A 22,694-nucleotide genomic window follows, 5' to 3' on the forward strand; every position below is an offset into this window, starting at 1 on the left:
GTCCGCCAACAAAGCCGGAGACTTCAATGGCGATTTCCCCGTGTGCTAGGAGCGTTTGGTCGGAGCTTTTGCTTCATTCTCCGCGCTCCGCCCCTTTTTCAGACGAGGAGCTCTGGTTCGCAGAATGGATGTGCGCTCAACCTTGGGCACCGGAACTTATCGCTTTTCACATCGCCGGAACACGCCGATGGCTTCGGATGTTCTTTACTCTCAAGCTTGAACTCGAACCCATCGGAGTTGAGGAAGCTGAGGTGTGTCGACGCCTTCTTCTCGGAAGAGTGAAAGTTGAAGACATAGTCATTCTCATACGGACCGGTCGGAAAAACGCAGAGCAAAGATCAAGTGACTATTTCTCGCAGCTGGAATGGTCCGAAGCTCGTCGGAAGCGAGAATCACAACAATGCGAAGACTGGTTGAACGTCACTAGAGAGCTTAGCGGCGAACTCAAGAAACTCGGCGTTGGAATAGGGACTTGGGAAATTGAGATGTGCCGCCGCCTTCGCTTGGAGGGGATTGAAATACCTGTTTTGATCCGGCTAGTTCAGAAGTTCAGGAATGGGAATCCTGTGAAGCTGGCGTTGGACGGATTGGCACAACGGTTATCGGTACGGCGCGAACAGAAGGTCGAAAAGGGCTGACCGCCTCATCCCGCACTGTCGTGTGTACGAGGTCGATAAACCCCCGGACTTTTTGCTCGCCCCAGGAAATGTCCTCGGCCGGCAAACATCCAACCCAGTTCAACAGTCCTGCGACCATAGTTCGGTTGGTACCGTATAGCTTGAAGATTTCCGAAAGATCGACCGGGTAGCGGATGGGGTCGTGCAGTGCGTTGAGCGCGATGCGAGCAAGCAACGCCCTGTGCCTTCGCTCAGCAGTTCGAACAAAGTTCAAGTAGTCGAGTGGATGGAGCATGTCGCCTCCGAAAACGGTGCTTCTACTGATCTAGCAGAGTTTGGCGGTTTGGCAAGGCCAAACGCTCCTTTGCACTCATGTCGGCGCGCGAGCGTCGGGGTCCGGGGCGCAGCTCCGGCGCAGCGGCCCCGCCAAGGGGCTGAGCAAAACCCGGAGGGAGTTTGCATCCTTGCGCTCTTGCTTCGGTTGGAACGTCGTCCTCTTCGGCCCCCTTCGCACCGGCGGCTGAGCGCTCCGGCCCACTGCGGCGATTTCTTCGAGCTCGACGTTCGCGGAATCGGCGTACCGCTGCGTGACGTGAACTGCGTCACAGGGGCCCGGACCCCATTATGCGAACCGTCGTGCGCACAACAAATGCCCTTGTGGCCGCCGCTCAATCGGATACCCAGGGAGTGTCTTCAACCAATGGACCTTCCATGACCGCCTACGAACCGCAACATCGCGCCGCCCTTCTTGAAGCCGGCTTCGCCCTCGATCACCTCGTGTGGTGCTACCGCTCCGAACTCGATCAGCGTCCGCATTTCTTGATGACCGCGGATGACATCTGCCTCCATGATTTCGCAAACCGAACGGCCTCCCTGGTTCGGGTCGTGCTCGACGAAGACACCCGACGGCGCGGACCCCGTCCTGCGTACAAGCCCACCGAGAATGAGCTGCGATTGCGCGCAGCCATAGAGGCGCGCCGACGCGCTCGCCGCGACGCCGACCGAGCCTCAAGTACATCGAGCGAAACCACTCCCGAGTACGACGAGTCGGCAGGCCAAGAGCCGATTGCGCTCGTCGAAGAGGTAGGTCCGTCAGAACACGCCACGGTTCGCTGCCGGAGGCGTCCACGGTGAGTTCCGCATCGGACCGATTCAACGAACGAGTCGCTGCGGCCACGAAGCGATTGGCCGCACTGAAGGCAAGGCAGCTGATGCGCGAAATACGAGAGGCCAACTCGGCCCGACAACGGGCGCGGCGTCAGGAAATGCGCCGACGCCTGGAGCTTGGCGGCGCGGTGCTGGCCGCAGGCTGCGGGGAGTTCACCGTCGTGGAAGTGATTGGGCTCTTGCTGGATTCAAGGGATCGCGTCGAGGCGTCTCCGACAGTACGGCTCGCTCTTCGGAAACGAGGGCAAGAATGGTTCGCGTCTCTGGGTCCATCGGGGCAGGTCGATCCAACGGCTCCAACGGAGGAGCGCCGCGACGTGGCTTCGGATACGGCTTCGATTCCGGACAGGCCGCCCGTCTTCTCGCATCAATAGGGCTTAGGAGCTGCATGGGTTATTGAGTGTCGGAAACGGGGCGGATGAACGTCGCGTTTCCGCGCTCCCCAGGTGATCAACCCATGCCGTGATGGCTCGGGTTCAGACCACAGACGCTGACCGTCTTCTTCGCGTTTTCATCGAGCTTCTCCAATCCCCGCGGTACGCGCGGGTGGGGGCACGATCGGCGGATCAGGCAGAACGGGGGCAGATCACGATGCGCTCCAGCCACCCCTAACCACCAAACAGTCTCTTTTCCAGGTCTTCGCGCGTTGGCACATTGCCCTCTTCCACCAGACGAAGCATCACGCGGCGAACCAAGTTGAAGGTTTCGAGCAGGCCGTCGGCGTGCTGGCCCCGCCGCCCGTGTGCCGCCGCGGAGCGCTTGTCGTACAGCTTCGCCGCCGACCGTTGAAGTTCGGCTCGTGCCGAACCCGGCGGCTCCAGGTATGCAGCGAGCAGGACGGACACACGGAACTTGAGTTCGGCGGACGTGGGCACGAATAAAGCTTCAAGAGCGCCCCAGAGCGACACCATTGCCAAGGCGGGGTCACTCAGGAACTGCCCCGTGTCGATGGCTTCAGCCGCAAGCCGAAACTCGGCTCTTTCCTGAAGCTGGCGGGTCGTCCGCCAGAGTCCAGCCACCCACCGAAGCACCGGAGGCGCGTCGAGCGTTTCCGAGATGCTCAAGGGAAACCGACGGGGCTGGATCTCGAACGGCACTACGCGTGCTTCGTGGTCTGGAACATTCGGCAGTTCGGCGAACGCATGGCTCGACAGCACGGGGGCGACGATGGCCGGATCGCCCCCGAGCCGGAGGAGGAACAGCACAGTCCGCGCCACCCCCATTCGGTCCGCCTCGTCCGTGCCCAACGCGGCGGGCACGAACAGCTCTGCGGAAACGTCGAACGAGAAGCCACCCGACAGTGCTTTCCACGGCGCAGGGTGGTGTTGCCCTGGGGGAGCCGGCTTAAACGCGGCGAGGAACGGCCCCATGATGTGGGCGTACGTGGGCCGAACCCACATGCCTTCGCCCAGGTCCACGTCGGCATCGAGCGCCAACCCAGACAGTCCGAGGTGGATATTGTGGAATGATTGCATCGCTGCGCCTCCCCGCCCGGCTCGGGCACGCACCCTATCAAGGTCGGGCACCAGATGGGTCCAAGCGTTGAAATGGGCAGGACGCACCGCCACAGGAAGATGGATGACGGAGACGACCCATGAACTCGAAAGACCCGAAATACAGCCAGACCGTGGCGCTCGGCGAGCAGCTGGTTGAGCAACGCATTGGGACGCTGTCGAAGGAGTTCCAGCGCATCATCGAGCGGACGGCAGCGCGCGGCTTTTCGACGTTGACGGGCCCCGCCATTGGCGAGATGAGCAACGCCACCATCCAGGCCTTGCGCAGCACCTCGGATGAGCTGCTCGCGCTGTACGCCAGCGCCTTCGGTGAAGGACCTGGGGACGGCCCGGAAACCTTGGACGCCGTCCGCAGCCACCTCGCGGACCACACGTGCGAGCAGATGGAGAGCTTGGCTTCGTCGTTCGAAGGAGCCCTAGAATCACGTGAGGGCGGGCGCGGAGCAAGCGATCCCCGTGTGGACCAGGTGCTCCATCAGGTTTCGAGTCGGATTCGCACCCGCATCGCAGAAATCGTCGCGCAAAGGCGCTGATGGCTGCGCTCGTCGTCCGTCCGGAAGACCTCATCGAACACCCTCTTGGCCTGAGGCCACAGGTCGTGCTTCTCGGCGCTGGCGCCAGTTGCGCGGCGTTCCCACAGGGCGAACCGGGTGGGCGACGACTACCTCAGATGTGCGACTTCATCGACGTCGTGGAGCTTCGTTCGGTGCTCGAACGAGAAGCGCCCGATTTGCTCGGAGATGGCACCGCCGAAAACTTCGAGGTGATCTACTCGGCGTTGAGCGAAAGCGCACGACACACGGAACTGTGCCACAGGGTGGAACAGGAAGTCCGCTCGTACTTTGCGGCCATGCGTCTGCCGGATACAGCAACCCTCTACGACCGCCTCGTGCTGGCGTTGCGTCCCGAGGACACCATCTTCACCTTCAACTGGGATCCCTTTCTGTTCGACGCCGTTGAACGCAATCGACGCGTTCTGCCCTCGCCCAAGGTTCACTACCTCCACGGCTGCGTGCGCGTTGCGAAATGCCCCGCACACGCAGACCACGTTGGCGTCGACGGCGACCGCTGTCCGAAGTGTGGCGACGTCATGCAGGACACGCCGCTCTTGTACCCAGTCGAAAAGAAGGACTACGCCAGTGACCCGTTCATTGCCGGCGAATGGGCAGCCGCATCGGAAGCGTTCGCAAACGGGATGATCCTGACGATCTTCGGGTACGGCGCGCCAACGTCCGACGAGGAAGCAAAGCAACGGTTGAAGGCTGCGTGGACCGCGCTCTCGAAGCGGGAGATCGAACACGTCGAAGTCATCGACAAACCGAACGCCGACATCGAGGTCCTAGAGGAACGGTGGCGGGCATTCACGCCGACCCACCACTTCCAGTTCATCGATGACTTCGCGGCATCGCACATCGCGCGGTGGCCGCGTCGAGCCGGCGAGTCTTGGTTCTACCCGATGACGCAAGGCCGGCCGTGCAGGGATTTTCCGCTGCCCGAGACGAAAGATCTGGGTGCCCTCCAGGACTACTGCCGGTGCATCGCCGCGTTTGAAGGGCACGATTCGCCTTCTTCAGCATGAGCTACTAACAACCGACGTGCGCACGTCGATTGAACTTGAAGAGCCGGGCTCACACCCATCCCCTCTGAGCCAGCGACACAACGCCCTCGGCTGCGACGACCACATGGTCCACCACACGCACGTCGATGACCGCCAATGCCTCTTTGAGACGGAGGGTGATGGCCCGATCGGCTGCGCTGGGTTCCGGCGTACCCGATGGGTGGTTGTGCGCGAGCAGGCAGGCGGCTGCGTTGTGCTGCAGGGCGGACACCACGACTTCACGCGGGTACACAGCGGCGGTGTCGATGGTGCCGCGAAAGAGCCGTTCTACGGCCACCACGCGGTGGCGCTGGTCCAGCCACGCGATGTGGAACTCCTCGTGGCGCAGGCCGGCCAAGCGGACTCTCAAGAAGGCGAACGCTTCCTGGGGCGAGCTGAGTGTGCCGAGTCGCTGCAGGCGGGCTCGAAGGATGTCCTCGGCGGCGGCCAAGATGTCGGCCTCGGCCAGTGGGGACTTGCGGTACCTGCCTGTCGCGTCGCGCACCATCGGTATTGCTCCCTCGGCGCTCGGGATGGCGCCGCGGAAACCCAGCGGCTCGGACGAAACGGGGCGGGCGCATCCCACGGACGGAAACGAAGAGGACGACCGCAGCGCGGTTGTGCGCACCCCAGGCCGTGCAAAGGTGTTCCGCAAGAGGCGTCGTTGTGGAGTCGACGGAATGACACCGATGGCCTGCGACGAGACGTCAGTGCTGAAAGCCGTCTGCAAAAACGGCATCGCCCACGTAGACCTCCGCGCTAGCCGTCCACTCGCCTCCGCCCGACTGCCCGCCTGCGAGCAGCACGCGGTTGCCGGCAAGCCGCGTTGCCGTGTGCCCGTACCGAGGGGTGACCATCGAGGGCCCTGGACGCAGTGCGTCCAGCGTGGGGTCAAAAAGCTCGGTGTCGCTGAGCGGCCTGCCCCAATCATCGCTCCCGCCCGCGATCAGAACCCGTCCGTCCGCAAGGCTCGTCAGGGTGCACTCCGCGCGCGGCGAGGCTATGCGCGCACTCCATTGTCGGGTGACAGGGTCGTAGACCTCCGCGGCGTCGGACACCCGCTGCCCCCCGCCGACGTAGCTGTAGCCTCCTCGCACCAGGACGCGTCCATCGGCAAGTCGAGCAGAAGCGGGTACGAACACGCCGTTGATGGTGTTGTGGAAGCACGCGGCGGTGGAGAAGCTCCCGGAGGCAGGTGCGTAAACCACGGCGCATGGATCGCCCAGACCCGATGCATCGACCCCGCCGGCGACCAGCACGCGGCCGTCGGGTAGGAGCTCGGCGACGCCGCCCGCGCGCGGTCGCGGCATCGCCCCGGTCACCGTGAACCGACCGGTGCGGGGGTCGTACACCTCGGCGCTCGCCGTGGGCCGCCCGTCCGGCCCGTAGCCGCCGGCGACCAGGAGGCGCCCGTCCGCCAGCGCCACCGCCTGCTCGTAGCGACGACCGTGCGACATGGCCGCATCCCAGGTCCATCTCATCGTCGGCGTGTCGTAGCGAACGGTTCGTGCATCGGCAACGTCGCCGCCCATGAGGAGAGCGGAACCGTCGGGCAGTGCGAAAAAATGCGCGTTGAACCGGGCGTTCGGGATGAGCGCGGTCTCGATCCATCGCTCGCCCACGGGGTCGTACCGATCGCCGTCGTGTGACGGGCCGTAAAGCACCACGGCTCCATCATCCAGGAGCGTGGCCGCCCCGGCGTAGCGCGCAAAGCTCATGTCCGGCGCCGGTTGAAAGGCGCCGTCAGAAGGCGAGGATGCCGCAGCGAGCCGCACCGTCAAAACAGCGGCGAGCGCGCCGGCAACGGCCCAATGCATCGATGAGAACACGGACGGCATCGCGGTTTTCCCAGCGGAATGAGGATGGCGTTTGAGTGGTTCGGCCAGGGCTTTAGCGAACACCTGGCTGGGGGAAGCCGACCTCGATAAGTGGACCCACGGTTTCCACTGCTTGTCCTGGCGTCGGCACCACGCCGTATTGGACTGTCGCGTGCGTCAACACCGCGGAAAGCGTGTGGGGGTTGGAGAGGCGAACGACGTAGAAGTAGAGCGTTGCGTCCACAACGGTCAGCGGGGCCGCGTGCTGGACCCGAGCCGACTCCATCGAGCGCGCGAGGGCCTCGTCCGAGATGGGAAGCAGGCACGTGCTCGGCACCCGTTCTTCTTCGCTGAAGCGAAGGGTCACCGTGGGTTGGTCTCGTGCGGCGCCCGCTCCCCCCAACTGCTGCGCGGCAAAGCAGTCGGACGGGAATCCCTTTCGCGCCAGGTCGTACGGCCCGACGAGCCGGCCACCCAGCGTTCCGTCGATCAACGGAAAACGCCGGCCTGGGTCCTTGTGGCCGCCCTCGTACATCAAGCGCTCCGCGGTCAGGCGCAGCTTGAAGTACCGCTGTCCCTTCAACGAATCCAAACGTGCGGCGACCGGTGGGAGCTCGACCTGGATGCGTTCGTTCCGCTTGAACGCGTCGGGCTCATTTCCCGCGTCCATGAGCCACGTAGCCGTTTCGTCCGCCGTCGCCGGCGGATCCTGGAGTGCGACGCGCACGAACGCCATGCCCTCGCTGCTGCCATCCCCGGTGATGTCGGTGTACGTCTCAAGGGGGAGCGACCGGTCGAGGCCATTGAGCCGCGTGCGCTCGCCGGTCGGTGTTGAACCTTCGCGATGAAAGCGCCGCTTGCCTCCGGGGTCGCCCGTGATGATGAGCGCGATTTCGTCAGGTCCTTCCACAGCACCGATGGCCCCTTGGCCACCAGGCAGCTTAAGAACCAGTTGATTCCCCGAACGGGTGTAGCTGCCGAACGACTCGGGATGGCCAACAACGGTCATGCGACCGTTGGGCAAGAACTCGAAACCCCCGCCGCTCCCGTCAACGAAACGTCCGGAGAGCCGAGCGTTTCCCTGGGCCTCCACAACGCCGCCGTCCATCGACGCGCTGGAGGTTCCACAACCGCTGATCAAGAGTGCGCACGCCATCACCACACCGAGCCAACCGCCCCCATCCTTCCTGTCCATGCACATTCCTCCCGGTCGAGATGGCCGAGGATGCTATCTGAAAATCAGATATAAATCTGAATTTCAGATATACGAAATTCAGTTCTACTTTCTCGGTCCTCCCAGGAGGACCGATGCGGAAACCCTCTCTCTATTCCACGGCGCAGCGGGAACTTGCGGCACTCTTGCGGGAGCTCCGGCTGGCCAACGGCATGACGCAGGGTGAGGTTGCCGAACAACTGGGCCGTCCGCAGACCTATCTTTCGGACATCGAACGGGGGAACCGCGCCGGGACGCTGCTCCAGGTGCGCGAGCTCGCGGCCGCATACGGCTTGCCCTTCGTCGATTTTGCGCGCCGGCTGGAAAAGCGCATTGAGTCAGCAAGCCCGAAGACGAAACCAGCTCCGGCTAAACGACCTTCCGCAAGCACGACACGGCGAAGCTGACGCGAAGGACTGCGTGGGCGGTCAGGCCTCGCCTGCCTTTGGCAGGGGAATGCCCTGTGCGAGAAACAAGAACGTGGCACCGGGCCGAGCACGAACGGGTTCGACCGAAAGTTCCACCGATAGCGCTCCACGGCTGGGCTTCACCGCTGGAACTTCCAGCACAACCGAGCGGCTTGCTCCGCCGTTGAGGACGAACGTCGGCTCATCGACAATCGTGGATGCCCCGACGCTTTTCACCTTGCGAAGCATGGAGACAAACGCGGGGGGCTCGCCATTCTGAAACTTCGCAAAAAGCGGCCATCCGGAGAATACTGCGCCGCCTTCGCGGGTCCAGGTGCCCACGCCCACCGCGGCGTCCTGGAAGCACTGACGTTCGATGAAAAGCCGGTTTCCGTACTCCGCCAACAGATTGAGCCGCTGCACGAGCAGATGACGCGAAACCGCCATGCCTTTTCGGGCGCTCATCAAATGCTCGATGGACAAGCGGGCGAGCGTGCTGGGGAACCATCGGTCCACCACCGAGTCGGGCATCAACAGCAAAGGAGAAAGCTGTTCCGTTCGACGCTCGATGTCCGCGACCAAATCGCCGGCAGACTCCCCCTGCCCACGTGTCGGCAACGTCAGTGCCACCCCGAACTCCTTTCCACGAAAGGCCAGGGAGTGTGTGAGCTCGTGGGCAACGGTGTTGCGGAAACGTTCCGGGAGCGGCGCCGCCGGGCTCTCCTCGTCCACCTGCGTCGAAGTGACTTCGTACTTTTCGTTATCCACCAGCAAACGCCACCGCGAAGATCGGTCCACCACAGACGCGGTCTCCGCGGCTTCGCACAGCATGGCTTCTACCAAGAGAGGACGCATGACGAGTTCCGCATCGAACCGATGCAGAAGCTCACGAACTGAAACAAAACCTTGCTTATCGGACGCTTCTTCGCCCAGCGCCAAACACGCCGCTGCCAGTCCCCCGACCTGCGTCCGCGTCAGCGCCATGCGTTCGTCAATCGTCGTCGGGCACTTCGGCTTCGAGACGACGAAGCTTGAGATCGCTTATCTCGATGGACAGCTCGCGGTTGAACTGCGGGGAAATGCCTGGAGTGCTTGAAAGGTCGTACCGCTTCAGTGACTGCGCCAAACGAAACCGAACGCCAGGGGAGCGGCGTTCGTTGCGGGCGATGAAATCGCGTTGATGCTGAGGGATGCGCCGCGGCAGATGCGGCGGCACGTACGGGAGGAATATACGTTGGCATTCCGATCGAAAATCGGCCTTCGACAGCTCTGTTTTTATGGACCGAGCCGGTGCTGGCGGTGCCTTGGCCCGGGGCGCCACGATGGCTTCGCTCGGAATGCCATCGTCAACGCCATCCCATCCCGCAAGCGTCGCGTAGGGATTTCCCGACCGGTAGAGCGCTGACCGTGCATGCTCCTCTAAGTCCTCGGAGTACGCATACGGATCCTCCAAGCGCTTGCGAATCGCTCGGATGGCATCAATGGGGCGTTTTTCGTGAGCCACATCGGCACAATAGGCCTGCCACACCCCGCTTTCAAGCCTCGCTGGGGAGATCTAAAGCCGGCAGGGCCGTCCTGGGTGCGCCGGCTTCCCGCACCCTTCACACTTCTCCACAGCAGACTCGGGTGCGGGCAACTCGATTTCGAGTTCTTCGGCAAGCGCCAGCGCGTCGACCCGGCGTTCCGTTTCGACGGCAATGGCGCGCAGCGCCGCTTGGTAGGGCTCGCGAGCGGACCCCTTCTCCCAGGACTCGTCCAGGATGGCCTCGCTCAATCCGTGAACTTCGATCACGTGGCCGCCTTCTCCTCGTAGCGCTAAGGCCACCGCCTCGGCACTCGCTCGCAACAGGTGCTCCCGTATCTTTCCGCCGTGCGAGACCCATGGTTCGGGCCGGGATGCGTCGGCCCAGGACCCGAAAGCCAGGCCTTGGCGCACAGCCACCTCCATCGTCGTCGCCATCTGACGGCTGCGGAGCCATGCCCTGACGGCGCCGACGTTGTAGCTGACGGCGGAGGTGCGTCCTGGGCCGGCGGTGAACGGTGGCCCGGTCTCCCCCGAGCGGTTGCGGGCCTGGCGCCAGCGCTCCATCGTCCGCTGCGACGGAGGGTCATCGAGAGAAATGAGGAGCGCCGCCGTTCCCGCGCCCACCTGTGCGTTGTCTGGTAGTCGAGCGAGCTGCTCGGCGAGATCAGCCAGGTTGCGGAGCGTTTCGAGCTTCGTCATCGCGCAGCGTCATCCTGGGGTACGTGCTGCTAGGCAGGAGTGCGTTGTACACCATCGGTGCGGCCGCCAGGATGGCGCACTCGACTTTCTGTAAGACCTCCACGACGCGCGGCCACTCGGGATCGGTGTAGCCGCTTGTGGCGTTGCGAGGGTCCAAGTGGTTGAGCAACCTTTTTACCATGCGATCCGACGTGGTCTCCTCCGCCACCCGACCAAACGTTCGACGCAAATCATGGGGCCTCAGCAAAGGCAAACCGGCGTCGGTTCGAAGGTACGAGAGAATGCTTTTGGGATCGCTGTAGTGGACCGCTTTCGTGGTCTTTTTCGAACTGCGCACGGGGAACACGTACAACTCGCCCGTGGCGCGCTCGTCGTAGCGCTGCTTCAAGATCTCCAACGCACCGTCGGCGATCGGCAGCTCGTGGTCGCTGCGATTTTTGGTGCCGTGAAACCGGATGAGGCGGCGATGGAGGTCGACGTACGACGTGCGCGCCGCTTCGGCGTACGACAGGCGATCGAACCATTGGAGGGCGGCAGTCTCATTTTTACGAGCCCCGAGCAGCAGGGTCAAAAGAAGGTAATCGGACCCAATGCGGCTGCGGGGGCGACGCGCCCAAATGGCATCGAGGAATCGCCCGAGTGTTCCATCGCGAACGCCCAGAGGATTGCGAGCGAGTCGCACTTTGTAGTCTCTCTCCAAATCCGCCTTGCTGCGGAGCAACCGCTCGAAGTTGAGCACGGAAAACGGGTTCACCCGAAGCCGTGGCTCGCGCCCCTCGGCGTGCGCCTCGTGCTCTTCCCTTCGCAACGCATGACGAACGGCCGCGGACGCCCATCGGAAACGTTGTTCGGTCACCGAACGGCCGCGATCGGTGGCCGACGAAGTCCCAGCGCGCTGAATGCCCGCGGCGAACCGCGTTTTGATTTCCTCCGACGTCAGGCGAGACAAGGGCCGCTCGGACCAGTCTGCGAAATGCCGGATGGCTGCATCGACAACGCGGAGGGTGGCGGGCGTCGCGCGCTTGTTGCCGCGCGTGGCAAGGTGCTCTCGGTACGCCGCAAGCGCTGCCCCCAGGGTATGGGACGCCAAAGACGCCGCCCGCTCCCGACGCACGGCATTGGGGTTGCGGCCTGAGGCGACCATTGCCCTCGCCATTTCCGCCGCAGCCGTGCGGGCCAACGCAATGCTTGGATAGTCCGCCACGTCGCCAATTTTGGCTTTCACCACGTGCGCGCCGACGCGGCGTTGGATGACGTATGTTTTCTTGGTTGCGCCGACTTTTACGCCGAATCCAATGGGCGCCTCGCGGTGGGTGTCGAACACCAGGAAAGGGGTGCGCGAGGGGTTGTCCACGTAAACTACCGAGCCGTTCTCCAGGGCCGGGCGGCGGTCGATGGACAGCTGCCGCAGGACGATGGTCTGCGTGAGTTCCATCTTCATCGGAGTGCTCCTGTAGCCCAGCGGAGGGCGAATGGCCGCGATCGTAGACCACTGGGCTACGACTGGGCTACCGGGGTGAGCGTGAAAGTGACGGCAACGTCGTGCAGGTGACGGCAATAGCGGAAACAAAATCAATAATATCAATGGATAAGACGTCTTGACTTCCCCGAACGACTCCCACAAAGACCACACGCCGCTCATGCGCCAATACTTCGCCGCCAAGGCGGAGTACCCCGACACGCTCGTGTTCTTCCGCATGGGCGATTTCTACGAATTGTTCTACGACGACGCGCGCAAGGCCGCGCGCCTGCTCGACATCACCCTGACCCAGCGCGGCGCTTCCGCCGGTGCGCCGATTCCGATGGCCGGCGTGCCCTACCACGCGGCGGAGGGCTATCTGGCCAAGCTGGTTCGGCTCGGCGAATCGGTCGCGATCTGCGAACAGATCGGCGATCCGGCCGCATCGAAAGGCCTGGTCGAGCGCAAGGTCGTACGCGTGGTCACACCGGGCACGGTCACCGACGCGGCCTTGCTGGAAGAACGTCGCGACAATCTGTTGCTGGCGATCGCGGCCGGCAGCAACGGCGCCTACGGACTCGCCTGGGTCGACCTCTCCAGCGGCCGTTTCCTGCTCAGCGAAGCGGCCGACGCCGAGGCGCTGTCGGCTGAGCTCGCGCGGCTGGCGCCGGCGGAGACCCTGGTCGGCGAAGACGTCGCCTGGCCGAAGTTCGTCGCTGCTCTGCGCGGTTTGCGCAAGCGCGCTCCCTGGCACTTCGACGCTTCGACCGCACAGCGCGAACTGGCGCGCTTTTTCGGCACGCGCGATCTCTCGGGCTTCGGCGTCGAAGCGCTGCCGCTCGCGGTAGCCGCCGCCGGAGCCCTGCTCGGCTACGTCGAGGAAACGCAGAAGTCCGCCCTGCCGCATCTGACCGGTCTCGCGGTCGAAAGCGCCAGCGAAACCATCACGCTCGATGCCGCGACGCGGCGCAATCTCGAACTCGATACGCATGCCAGCGGCAGCAACGAATACACCCTGCTCGGCGTGCTCGATTCGACCGTGACGCCGATGGGTGCGCGGCTTCTGCGCCGCTGGCTGCTGCGACCGTTGCGCGACCGCGGTGTGCTGCAGCGGCGCCAGCAGGCGATCGACACGCTGCTCGAACGGCGCCGCTTCGAGAGCCTGCGCGAAGTATTGCGCGGCATCGGCGACCTCGAACGCATCCTCGCGCGCGTCGCACTGCGCTCGGCGCGTCCGCGCGACCTCTCGACCTTGCGCGACGGCTTGTCGTCCCTGCCGGCACTGACGGCCGCCGTAGCCGACGGCTTCATCGCTTCAGGGCGAGACCGACGAGACGCAGCGGAACGGGCGTTTCCGCTCGCCTCGCCGCTGATCGAGACGCTGCTCGAGCGCATCGGCGAACATGCCGATACGGCCGAGCATCTGACTAGCGCGATCGTCGACGTGCCGCCGGTACTGCAGCGCGACGGCGGCGTGGTGCGTCCCGGCTTCGACGCCGAACTCGACGAGCTGCGTCTGTTGTCGACCAATGCGGACCAGTTCCTGATCGATCTCGAAGAGCGCGAAAAAGCCGCCACCGGCGTGCCGACTTTGAAAGTCGGCTACAACAGCGTGCACGGTTACTACATCGAGCTGAGCAAGGCGCAGGCGGACAAGGCGCCGACCCACTACACACGCCGGCAGACTCTGAAAGGCGCCGAGCGCTACATCACCGAAGAGCTGAAGTCGTTCGAAGACAAAGTGCTGTCCGCGCGCGAACGAGCGCTGATGCGCGAGCGCGCGCTGTACGAGTCCTTGCTCGATGTTTTGATCGAACGCCTCGCCGCATTGAAACAAGCCGCCGCCGCAGTGGCCGAGCTCGACGTGCTGGCGACGCTGGCCGAGCGCGCCGACGCGCTGCGCTGGAGCGCGCCGCAGCTGGTCGATACGGCCGGCATCCGCATCGTGCGCGGGCGCCATCCGGTGGTCGAGCGCGTGCGCGAAGATCCGTTCGAACCGAACGATCTCGACTTGCACGAAGGCCGCCGCATGCTGATCGTGACCGGCCCGAACATGGGCGGAAAATCGACCTACATGCGCCAGGCCGCGCTGATCGTGCTGCTCGCCCACGTCGGCAGCTACGTGCCGGCCGATGCCGCGACGATCGGGCCGATCGACCGCATCTTCACGCGCATCGGCGCCGGCGACGACCTCGCGCGCGGGCAATCGACCTTCATGGTCGAGATGAGCGAAACCGCGAGCATCCTGCACAACGCGACCGCCGCCAGCCTGGTGCTGATGGACGAAGTCGGCCGCGGCACCAGCACCTACGACGGGCTCGCGCTGGCGCGCGCGAGCGCGGTCGCGCTGGCGGCGACCAATCGCGCGTTCGCGCTGTTCGCCACGCACTACTTCGAACTGACGGAACTCGCCGCCGACTACGAAGGCATCGCCAACGTGCACCTGGACGCGGTCGAATACGCGGACCAGCTCGTCTTCATGCACGCGGTCAAGGAAGGTCCGGCCAACCGCAGCTTCGGCTTGCAGGTCGCAGCGCTCGCGGGTTTGCCCAAACCGGTGATCGCACAGGCGCGCACCTATCTCGAAACGCTCGAGCGCCAGCACCTGGCGCGGCTGGCGGAAGCTCCCGTGTCGACAGCGCCCTCTCCACCCACTTCACCGCAGCTCGGTCTGTTCGCGCCGGCGTTGCCGTCGCCTGCAGAAGAAGCGTTGCGTGCGCTCGATCCGGATGCTTTGAGTCCGCGCGAAGCGCTCGATGCGCTGTATCGGCTGAAGAAGCTGATCTGACGGCAACGCCGCGAATCAACGCGCCCGAACCGCCAGTTCGCAATAGCCGTCGAGCGACAAGCCCATTGCGCGAAATCCATTGAGCGGATCGCGCAGCCAGGCGCGCGAGCCGTCCTCGGCGTGATCGAGCAGCACGATCGCGCCGCCCTGCAGGCGCGGCGCCAGTTGTCGCAAGATCGGCTGGGCGACAACAGATATCGCCTCACTGCGGCCGATGCGCACGAAGTCGACATCGTCGAGGTCATGCCCGATCGTCGCGGGGCGGAGTTCGACGAACGAATCGAGTCCGGCCGCCAGTAAATGACAGCGCGTCGCCGCGACGCGCCCAGGCGCGATTTGTGCGGCGAGTACGCGTCCGCCGCCGTTGTCGCGTACCGCGGCGGCGAGATAGAGGATCGACAGCAGCGAGGCGCCGGCATCGACGACACAGCGTGCGCGCAAGGCGCGGCAGAGCAGATACATCAGCTCGCCGCGCGCGCTGGAAAGTGCTGCGTCGTCGGGCGCGGTGTCAGCGGCGGCGGGCCGATACGTCGCCCGTATCGCGGCGACGACCGCCTCGATGCGCGCATCGCACAACACGCTCGACGCGGAAGCGCTGAGCGCATCGGCGAGGTTCGCGCTCATCCCTCGCGACCGGCGATCTCGGCGGCGGCGCGCTGCAGGATCGCAGCGATGCGGCGCGCTTCCTTGAGGCCGGCGTGGCGCTTGCCGCGCAGCACGTGCTTGAGCTCGCGCAAGGCGAACCAAACCTCGGCCGCACCCCCGCCACCGCGCTCCTCGCTCGCCTCCTCATCGCTTTCGTCGTCGCCGGCGAAGGCGTCACGCACGCGTCCCATGCGCGCGCCGATGCGCTCGAGCTGGGTCAGGATCGCGTCGGCCGCCTGCTGATGCTGCTGGAGATATTCACGGCCGGAAGCGCTGATGCTGTAGCGCTTCTTGGCGCCTTCGACCTCGACCTCGGTGTAGCCGACTTCGTCGAGATAGGTCAGCGCCGGATAGATCATGCCGGGGCTGGGGCTGTAGAAGCCGCCGGAGCGTTCTTCCAGCGCCTTGATCAATTCGTAGCCGTGGCTCGGACGTGCAGCGAGCAGAGCGAGCAGGACCAGCTGCAATTCGCTGGAGCCGAGTTTGCGTCCCGCGCGGAAGCCCTGCCCGCCGAGACCAGGGCCGCCCATGAAACCGGCAGCGAATGGGCCGAAGCCGGGCCCGCGGCGATGCCGACCGAACCACAGAGCTTGTTCGAAGTGGTCCGCGCAATCGCGTGCGCGATCGAAGAAATGGTGATGCATGGACGTCTCCTTGAGTGTCGTAAAACGTATCTTAAGATATATTTTTCGATAGTCAAGCCAGCCGACAGGCGCCAGACCTTCGCCATCTGACGCCCGCACTTCGCTATATCGCTCGCGCAAACTCGCGCTTCGCGCCGTCGCCGACGGCACCCGACTCACCCGTTCCGCAGGACTTCGCATGACGCTTACCCCAGCCACGACGCTGGCGATCGCCCTCGCCTTCCTCACCGCTGCACCCGCCTTCGCCGGCAAGCCCGATTCGCACAAGACGGACCCGCTGACGCAGCCGATCCTCGAAAAGTGGTCCACCAAATGGAACGGACCGCAGACGCCGATGAAGATCTACGGCGACACCTACTACGTCGGCGTCGCCGGCCTGAGTTCGATCCTGATCCGCACGGACGAGGGTTTGATCCTGCTCGACGGCGCGCTGCCGCAGTCGGTGCCCCTGATCGAAGCCAACATTCGCCGGCTCGGCTTCAAGGTCGAAGACATCAAGTACATACTCAACTCGCACGCGCACTACGATCACGCCGGCGGCATCCCCGCTCTGCAACGCGACAGCGGCGCGACGGTGGTGGCGAGTGTTTCCGGTGCGCAAGGATTGAAGCTCGGCCACGCGGTTCCCGACGATCCGCAGTTCGGCTATGCCGACGAAGCCAAAGGGCCGCCGGTCACCGGTCCCGTGCGCGAGATCCGCGACGGCGAGGTGTTGCGCCTGGGCCGGCTCGCGATCACCGCGCACGACACCTTCGGGCACACGCCGGGCAGCACGAGCTGGACCTGGAAGTCCTGCGAAGGCGAACGCTGCCTCGATCTGGTCTACGCCGATAGCCTCAACTCGATCTCAGCGCCGGGCTTCCACTACCTCGCCGATGCGACGCACGGCGATCTCAGCGAGCGCTTTCGCGCCAGCATCCGCAAGGTCGCCGCGCTGCCGTGCGACATCCTGATCTCGGTGCATCCGGACGTCACCGGATTCGATCGCAAGCTGCGCCAGGCCGAACAGAAGGCGCAACCCAATCCGTTCATCGATCCGCAGGCATGCCGTCTGTATGCCGAGCAGGCCGAGAAGGCGCTCGATACGCGCATCGCCGAGGAGAAGGCCGCCGCCGTAAAACCGAAGACGCCCTAGCCCGCCATCGAGGCGGCGGCTGATGGCGCGGGACTAGTCGAGGGACGTCGTTGCCGAGGCGGCGTCCTGCGGCTCCGCTCCTTCCTGGCGGATTTGCGACGGCGTCTTGCCGAACCAGCGCTTGCAGCAGCGCGTCAGCGCCGATTGCTCGGACAGCCCGAGCAGGATGGCGACCTGGGTCAGCGCCAGTTCGGTCGAAACCAGATAGCGCAGCGCGGCCTGCTGGCGCACCTGGTCGCGAAGCGCTTCGAAGGTCGCGTCTTCTTCCGCCAGCTGACGCTGCAAGGTACGCGGATGCATCGCGAGCAAGCCGGCGACGCCAGCGATTTCCGATTGCGGGCTGCCCAGACTCTTCGACAGGATCAAGCGCACGCGAGCGGACAGCGAATGTTCGCGATCGGAGTAATTGCGTTCGAGATAGGCGACCGCGAGCGTGCGCAGGGTTTCGTTGAATTCGGGCAACGGTTGATCGAGAAACGCGACCGGCACGCGCAAGGCGGCATAGGCTTCGGCGAAGCGTACCGGCGCGCCGAAAAAGCGCGCATACACGGCCGGCGCGGCCAGCGGCTCGTGCGGCAGCAGCACACGATCGAGCGGATAGCTGCCGCCGAACGGCAGGCCGACGATGCGATGCGTCAACGCGATCGCCAGGTCGGTGGATTGGCGGCAGTACGCCATCTGCGATTCGAGAAAATCGAAGCGCAGTTCGGCATAGGCGCGATTGGTCGCGTCCGCCTGCACGGTGAACGCGATGTCGGTGCCTTGGATGAAGATGAAGCGCGAGGCGCTGGCGGCGGCCTCGCGCACGCTGCGCGCGTGTTGGATCGCGATCGCCAACGGCCCGAGCGTGGAGACGTCCTGGAACTCGGCCAAGCGCAGACCGAAATCGGGGCACTGCAACAGGCGCGCGCTGTCTTCGAGCAAGTGGATGCCGGCGCGCGAGGGAATCAGCGCGTCTTCGTTGTCGAGCACACTCGGGTTGAGCCGGTGCTGACGCAGCAGCGCCTGCGGATCGCCGCCGAGGCGGGTTACCAGCTCCGGAAAGCCGCGTAGGGAGGCCGCGCGCGACATCGTGGTCATGTCGCGCAGTGTCAAATCATTGTCGCGCTCGGTCAAGTCGGCTGCCTTCGCGCAGCGCAAGCTCCCACCACGTTGCAAGTCTGGGATTCCGAGGAAGTCGCATGGCGGCCGAATATCTCGACGTACTCATCGTCGGCGCGGGTTTGTCCGGCATCGGTGCCGGTTACTACCTGCAGAACCGGCTTCCGGACAAGTCCTACGCCATCCTCGAAAGCCGCAGCGAACTCGGCGGCACCTGGAGCCTGTTCCGTTATCCGGGCATCCGCTCCGATTCGGACATGTACACCTTCGGCTACTCGTTCCGGCCGTGGACGGCGGACAAGTCGATTTCCGATGGCGACGTGATCCTCAACTATCTGCGCGACACCGCCGCCGAATTCGGCATTGATCGCAAGATCCGCTACCAGCAACGCGTTGTCTCGGCGGCGTGGTCGTCGTCCGAAGCAAGCTGGCTGGTCGAAGTCGAGGCTGGCTCCGTGAAGGAACGCCGCCAATACCGCTGCAAGTTCCTTTATGTCTGCAGCGGCTACTACGACTATGCCGACGGTTACGCGCCCGATTTCGCAGGTCGCGAGAACTTCCGCGGCCAGGTGGTGCATCCGCAGCAGTGGCCGGACGACCTCGACTACGCCGGCAAGCGCGTGGTCGTGATCGGCAGCGGCGCGACCGCGGTGACCTTGGTGCCGGCGATGGCCGAGACCGCCGCGCACGTGACCATGCTGCAACGTTCGCCAACCTACGTCACCAGCCTGCCGGCGAAAGACAGCGTCGCGATCTGGCTGCGCAAGCATTTGCCGGCGCGCACGGCGCATCGCATCGCGCGCGCCAAGAACGTCGCCTTGACCATGTTCTTCTTCGCCTTCGCGCGCGGCGCGCCGAAGGCGTTCAAGCGGCTGATTCGTCACGCGCAGAAGCAATTCCTGCCGGCGGACTACGCGTTCGACACGCATTTCCAACCCAGCTACGAACCCTGGGACCAGCGCCTCTGCCTGGTCCCCGACGGCGATCTGTTCAAGTCGCTGCGCAGCGGCAAATCGTCGATCGTCACCGACCGCATCGAGGCCTTCACCGAAGACGGCATTCGTCTGCAGTCGGGCCAAGTGCTGCCGGCCGATGTGGTCGTCACCGCCACCGGCTTGAAGCTGCAAGCCTTCGGTGGTGCGCGCATCAGCGTCGACGGCCGGCCGCTCGAACTCGGGCGTTCGCACACGTACAAGGGGGTGATGCTGCGCGATGTGCCGAACCTCGCCTTCTGCGTCGGTTACACGAACGCATCGTGGACCTTGCGCGCGGACCTCGCCTCGCAGTTCGTCTGCCGCGTACTCGCACACATGGACCGGCACGGCTATGCGCAGGTCGTGCCGAAAGCCGACTCGAGCAAGCTCGAACCGTCGCTGCCGTTGTTGAACCTCAACTCGGGCTACGTGCAACGCGCGCTCAGCGAATTCCCGCAACAAGGCGCGCATGCGCCGTGGCAGTTGCGGCAGAACTATCTGCTCGACTTGTTCAGTCTCAAACACGCCGCGATCGCCGACGGCACGCTGGCCTTTTCGCAGGCCGCTCCCGACACCGCGCTCGACGCGGACAAGGCGGCCGCATGAAGACCTTCACGGACAAAGTCGCTGCGATCACCGGCGCCGCCTCGGGCATGGGGCGCGAACTGGCGCTGCAACTGGCGCAGCAGGGTTGCCACCTCGCGCTCAGCGACGTCAACGAGGTCGGGCTGGCCGAAACGCAGGCGCTGGCACAGCGTGCGAACGGCAACCTGCGCATCGGCACGACGGCGCTGGACGTCGCCGACCGCGCCGCGGTGTTCGCCTGGGCCGATGCGATCGCGCGCGAGCACGGCAAGATCAATCTGATTTTCAACAATGCCGGCGTCGGTCTCGCCAGCACGGTCGAAGCGATGTCCTTGGCCGACTTCGAGTGGCTGATGAACATCAACTTCTGGGGCGTGGTGCACGGTACCCAAGCGTTCCTGCCGCATCTGAAAGCGAGCGGCGACGGCCACATCGTCAACACGTCGAGCCTGTTCGGCCTGCTCGCCTCGCCCGGCGCCTCGGCCTATCACGCGGCCAAGTTCGCCGTGCGCGGTTTTACCGAATCGCTGCGCCAGGAGCTGGACCTGATGCATTGCGGCGTGTCGGCCACCTGTGTGCATCCCGGCGGCATCAAGACCGCGATCGCGAAGAACTCGCGCGTGGATTCCAATGTCACCGCGCTCGGCGTCGATCCGTCGAAGTCGGCGCAGGAATTCGAGAAGCACTTCATCACCAGCGCCACCGCCGCGGCGCGCACGATCCTCAAGGCGGTGCGTAGCGACCGCCGGCGCGTACTGGTCGGGCCCGACGCGGTCGTGCTCGACAAGATTCAGCGGCTGTTTCCGTCCGGCTACGCAACCGTCATCGAATCGATCCACCGGCGTACGCACAAGGCGCACGCCGTTCCCGTTTCGTCGCCGCTGCCGCGCGGCTGATGAGCGGACCCGCACCGGAGCCCTTGCCATGAACAAGCCACTCGGACAACACGAAACGATCATCCCGCGCGAGCATTTGGATTTCGGTTTCGACGAGTCGATGCCGAAGTACTGGTTCCGCGGCGACGTCTACAAGACGCGCGTCTTCGACGCCGTGCAGTCGAGCTTTCCCGACGGTGAGCGCTACTTCATCACCAGCGTGCGCGCATTCCGCGACGGCGTCGTCGATCCGGTGATGCTGCAGGAAGTGCGCGACTTCATGCGCCAGGAAGGCCAACACGGCCTCGCCCACACGCGCTACAACGAGATGCTCGAACGTCAGGGCATGCCGATGGACGAGCTGACCGACGACGTCAAGGAAATGAACGCTCGTTGGACGCGGCAATACTCGCCGGAATTCAACCTCGCGCTGACTGCCGCGTTCGAGCATTTCACCGCGATGATGGCCTATGCCTACTTCTCCAAGGCCTACGTGATGGAAGGCACCGAGCCGCGCGTCCGCGCCATGTTCGCCTGGCACGCGATCGAGGAAATGGAGCACAAGTCGGTCGCCTTCGACGTCATGCAGAAAGTGGCCAAGGTCGGCTACTTCAAACGTTCACTCGCGATGGCGTTCGCGATCAAGGAAATGATGCGCTTCACCTATCGCGTCACCGACCGCATGCTGGCGGCCGACGGCTACACGCGCTGGCAGCGTATCGGCTTGCACTTGAAGAATGCGCTCTGGCTGCACGGTCCGCGCAAAGGCATCTACGGCGCCCTGACCGGCAAGCTGCTGCGCTACTTCAAGCCCGGCTTCCATCCGACGCAGGAGCCGACCATCCACAACTACGCCAACTGGCTCGAAGCCTGGGAACGCACGCACGATCCGTTCGTCGCCAGCGACGCGTTGTACGCGGCGGCGTGGCGTTGAAGGTTCGCAAGGGGACTGCATGAAGATCATCCGTAGCGTCGCCGCCCTGCTCGGCCTGACCGTGGTCGGCCTGGCCCTGTTCTCCTGGTGGAGCGCACGCCAAGCCGAGGCGCAGGTGCCGCCGCTCGGCCGCTTCATCGAAGTCGGCGGCGCGCGTCTGCACTACGTCGATCGCGGTCAGGGACCGATCGTGGTGATGGTGCACGGGCTCAGCGGCAATCTGCGCAACTTCCACGCCTTGATCGACCGCTTGTCGAAGGATCATCGCGTGATCGCGGTGGATCGACCCGACTGCGGCTATTCGATCCGCTTGTCGGGCGATCATCCCGATCTGTTCGCGCAAGCGGCGATCATCGCCGAATTCATGCGCAAGCTGGATCTGCAAAAGCCGCTGCTGGTCGGCCACTCGCTCGGCGGTGCGCTGTCGCTCGCGCTCGCGCTCGATCATCCCGACGCGATCGGCGGCCTCGTGCTGATCTCGCCGGCCAGCCAGGAAACGCACGAGCCGCCGGCTGTGTTCAAGGATCTGAACATCCAATCGCCGGTCGCGCGCGAGGTGATCGCCTGGACCCTGGCCACGCCGATTGGCAAGCTCAAGCACGATCAATTGCTACAAGGCGTGTTCGCGCCCGAGCCACCGCCGGCCAATTTCGACGTCGATGGCGGCGGCGCGCTGGCCGGACGCCCGCAGGAATTCGTCACCGCCTCGGACGACATGGTCGCCGCGCCCGCCGAATTGGCCGCGATGATGCCGCGCTATCAGGGTTTGAAGCTGCCGGTGGACATCGTCTTCGGCACGCAGGATCCGGTGCTCGACTATCGATTGCACGGCCAGCGTCTGGCCGACGCGATTCCCGGCTCGAGACTGCACCTGCTCGACGGCGGCCACATGATCCCGATCACTCAGGCCGACGCCATCGCCGCGCTGATCGTGCAGGCGCAAGCGCCGCCGGCCGTTGTCGATACACCACCCGCCGGGACCGCGGCGTCGCTCTGAC

The 22,694-nt window shown here is 64.7% G+C and carries 23 protein-coding genes; 12 read left to right on the forward strand and 11 right to left on the reverse strand.

Features of this window, described 5'->3' with window-relative positions; genetic code table 11:
* Window positions 1-26: 26 nt before the first annotated feature.
* From AC3QL3_RS10945 to traD, 3 genes are all read left to right on the forward strand, one after another.
* The gene (locus AC3QL3_RS10945) at window positions 27-638 is read left to right on the forward strand and encodes a hypothetical protein (RefSeq protein WP_492893450.1); all 612 of its coding nucleotides are present in this window, start codon (window positions 27-29) and stop codon (window positions 636-638) included.
* Window positions 639-1,328: 690 nt separating this feature from the next.
* Complete coding sequence (locus tag AC3QL3_RS10950) at window positions 1,329-1,751, forward strand: hypothetical protein (protein ID WP_492893452.1); 423 nt, start codon at window positions 1,329-1,331, stop codon at window positions 1,749-1,751.
* Window positions 1,752-1,882: 131 nt separating this feature from the next.
* Window positions 1,883-2,158 (forward strand): conjugal transfer protein TraD, encoded by a 276-nt coding sequence (gene traD, locus AC3QL3_RS10955; protein ID WP_492898908.1) that lies wholly within the window; start codon window positions 1,883-1,885, stop codon window positions 2,156-2,158.
* A 234-nt stretch (window positions 2,159-2,392) separates the two neighbouring features.
* Here traD and AC3QL3_RS10960 read toward each other — a convergent pair whose 3' ends face one another.
* Window positions 2,393-3,259 carry a hypothetical protein gene (locus tag AC3QL3_RS10960; protein WP_492893454.1) on the reverse strand — a complete coding sequence of 289 codons (867 nt, stop codon included), beginning with the start codon at window positions 3,257-3,259 and terminating at the stop codon, window positions 2,393-2,395.
* A 119-nt stretch (window positions 3,260-3,378) separates the two neighbouring features.
* Between AC3QL3_RS10960 and AC3QL3_RS10965 the strand changes: the two genes are divergently transcribed.
* Together AC3QL3_RS10965 and AC3QL3_RS10970 are read left to right on the forward strand one after the other, a co-directional pair.
* Window positions 3,379-3,831 carry a hypothetical protein gene (locus tag AC3QL3_RS10965; protein WP_492893456.1) on the forward strand — a complete coding sequence of 151 codons (453 nt, stop codon included), beginning with the start codon at window positions 3,379-3,381 and terminating at the stop codon, window positions 3,829-3,831.
* On the forward strand, window positions 3,831-4,877 hold the full coding sequence (locus AC3QL3_RS10970) for a hypothetical protein (RefSeq protein ID WP_492893458.1): 1,047 nt from the start codon (window positions 3,831-3,833) through the stop codon (window positions 4,875-4,877). The genes AC3QL3_RS10965 and AC3QL3_RS10970 overlap by 1 nt, the downstream gene beginning before the upstream one ends.
* Window positions 4,878-4,926: 49 nt before the next feature.
* Here the strand turns inward: AC3QL3_RS10970 and AC3QL3_RS10975 are convergent, their stop codons facing one another.
* The 3 genes from AC3QL3_RS10975 to AC3QL3_RS10985 form a co-directional block, all read right to left on the reverse strand.
* Window positions 4,927-5,403, reverse strand: coding sequence for a JAB domain-containing protein (locus tag AC3QL3_RS10975; RefSeq protein ID WP_492893460.1), 477 nt, complete (start codon window positions 5,401-5,403; stop codon window positions 4,927-4,929).
* A 199-nt stretch (window positions 5,404-5,602) separates the two neighbouring features.
* On the reverse strand, window positions 5,603-6,733 hold the full coding sequence (locus tag AC3QL3_RS10980) for a Kelch repeat-containing protein (RefSeq protein ID WP_492893462.1): 1,131 nt from the start codon (window positions 6,731-6,733) through the stop codon (window positions 5,603-5,605).
* Window positions 6,734-6,785: 52 nt separating this feature from the next.
* A complete protein-coding gene (locus tag AC3QL3_RS10985; RefSeq protein ID WP_492893464.1) occupies window positions 6,786-7,907 on the reverse strand; it encodes a hypothetical protein in 1,122 nt (373 codons plus the stop codon).
* Between the two features lie 113 nt (window positions 7,908-8,020).
* On the opposite strand from AC3QL3_RS10985, the gene AC3QL3_RS10990 reads away from it, so the two are divergent.
* The gene (locus tag AC3QL3_RS10990) at window positions 8,021-8,332 is read left to right on the forward strand and encodes a helix-turn-helix domain-containing protein (protein WP_492893466.1); all 312 of its coding nucleotides are present in this window, start codon (window positions 8,021-8,023) and stop codon (window positions 8,330-8,332) included.
* Window positions 8,333-8,353: 21 nt separating this feature from the next.
* Here the strand turns inward: AC3QL3_RS10990 and AC3QL3_RS10995 are convergent, their stop codons facing one another.
* Genes AC3QL3_RS10995 through AC3QL3_RS11010 form a run of 4 tightly spaced genes read right to left on the reverse strand, consistent with a single transcriptional unit; the run spans window position 8,354 to window position 11,997 of the window.
* On the reverse strand, window positions 8,354-9,316 hold the full coding sequence (locus tag AC3QL3_RS10995; RefSeq protein WP_492893468.1) for a hypothetical protein: 963 nt from the start codon (window positions 9,314-9,316) through the stop codon (window positions 8,354-8,356).
* Window positions 9,317-9,323: 7 nt separating this feature from the next.
* Entirely contained in the window at window positions 9,324-9,860 is a 537-nt protein-coding gene (locus AC3QL3_RS11000; RefSeq protein ID WP_492893470.1) for a hypothetical protein, read from the reverse strand.
* Between the two features lie 27 nt (window positions 9,861-9,887).
* Window positions 9,888-10,556, reverse strand: coding sequence for a hypothetical protein (locus AC3QL3_RS11005; protein WP_492893472.1), 669 nt, complete (start codon window positions 10,554-10,556; stop codon window positions 9,888-9,890).
* On the reverse strand, window positions 10,522-11,997 hold the full coding sequence (locus tag AC3QL3_RS11010; protein WP_492893474.1) for a tyrosine-type recombinase/integrase: 1,476 nt from the start codon (window positions 11,995-11,997) through the stop codon (window positions 10,522-10,524). The genes AC3QL3_RS11005 and AC3QL3_RS11010 overlap by 35 nt, the downstream gene beginning before the upstream one ends.
* 199 nt (window positions 11,998-12,196) lie before the next feature.
* Between AC3QL3_RS11010 and mutS the strand changes: the two genes are divergently transcribed.
* A complete protein-coding gene (gene mutS / locus AC3QL3_RS11015) occupies window positions 12,197-14,803 on the forward strand; it encodes a DNA mismatch repair protein MutS (RefSeq protein ID WP_492898910.1) in 2,607 nt (868 codons plus the stop codon).
* Between the two features lie 15 nt (window positions 14,804-14,818).
* Here mutS and AC3QL3_RS11020 read toward each other — a convergent pair whose 3' ends face one another.
* Window positions 14,819-15,427 carry an O-methyltransferase gene (locus AC3QL3_RS11020; protein WP_492893476.1) on the reverse strand — a complete coding sequence of 203 codons (609 nt, stop codon included), beginning with the start codon at window positions 15,425-15,427 and terminating at the stop codon, window positions 14,819-14,821.
* Complete coding sequence (locus AC3QL3_RS11025) at window positions 15,424-16,092, reverse strand: PadR family transcriptional regulator (protein ID WP_492893478.1); 669 nt, start codon at window positions 16,090-16,092, stop codon at window positions 15,424-15,426. Before AC3QL3_RS11025 ends, AC3QL3_RS11020 begins: the two co-directional genes overlap by 4 nt.
* Before the next feature lie 178 nt (window positions 16,093-16,270).
* Here AC3QL3_RS11025 and bla point away from each other — a divergent pair, with 178 nt between their 5' ends.
* Window positions 16,271-17,227, forward strand: a complete 957-nt coding sequence (gene bla / locus AC3QL3_RS11030) for a subclass B3 metallo-beta-lactamase (protein WP_492893480.1) — start codon at window positions 16,271-16,273, stop codon at window positions 17,225-17,227.
* A gap of 33 nt (window positions 17,228-17,260) precedes the next feature.
* On the opposite strand, the gene AC3QL3_RS11035 is transcribed toward bla, so the two are convergent.
* A complete protein-coding gene (locus AC3QL3_RS11035) occupies window positions 17,261-18,307 on the reverse strand; it encodes an AraC family transcriptional regulator (RefSeq protein ID WP_492893482.1) in 1,047 nt (348 codons plus the stop codon).
* Window positions 18,308-18,408: 101 nt separating this feature from the next.
* On the opposite strand from AC3QL3_RS11035, the gene AC3QL3_RS11040 reads away from it, so the two are divergent.
* The 4 genes from AC3QL3_RS11040 to AC3QL3_RS11055 are packed head-to-tail and all read left to right on the forward strand — an operon-like array spanning window position 18,409 to window position 22,693.
* Window positions 18,409-19,908, forward strand: coding sequence for a flavin-containing monooxygenase (locus tag AC3QL3_RS11040; protein WP_492893484.1), 1,500 nt, complete (start codon window positions 18,409-18,411; stop codon window positions 19,906-19,908).
* Window positions 19,905-20,783: an SDR family NAD(P)-dependent oxidoreductase gene (locus AC3QL3_RS11045; protein ID WP_492893486.1), complete on the forward strand. Its 879-nt coding sequence runs from the start codon at window positions 19,905-19,907 to the stop codon at window positions 20,781-20,783. The genes AC3QL3_RS11040 and AC3QL3_RS11045 overlap by 4 nt, the downstream gene beginning before the upstream one ends.
* A 28-nt stretch (window positions 20,784-20,811) precedes the next feature.
* On the forward strand, window positions 20,812-21,696 hold the full coding sequence (locus tag AC3QL3_RS11050) for a metal-dependent hydrolase (RefSeq protein WP_492893488.1): 885 nt from the start codon (window positions 20,812-20,814) through the stop codon (window positions 21,694-21,696).
* A gap of 19 nt (window positions 21,697-21,715) precedes the next feature.
* Window positions 21,716-22,693 carry an alpha/beta fold hydrolase gene (locus AC3QL3_RS11055; RefSeq protein ID WP_492893490.1) on the forward strand — a complete coding sequence of 326 codons (978 nt, stop codon included), beginning with the start codon at window positions 21,716-21,718 and terminating at the stop codon, window positions 22,691-22,693.
* Window position 22,694: the final 1 nt, after the last annotated feature.

It is taken from the genome of Dokdonella sp. GW821-FHT11D02 (genome assembly GCF_058808595.1).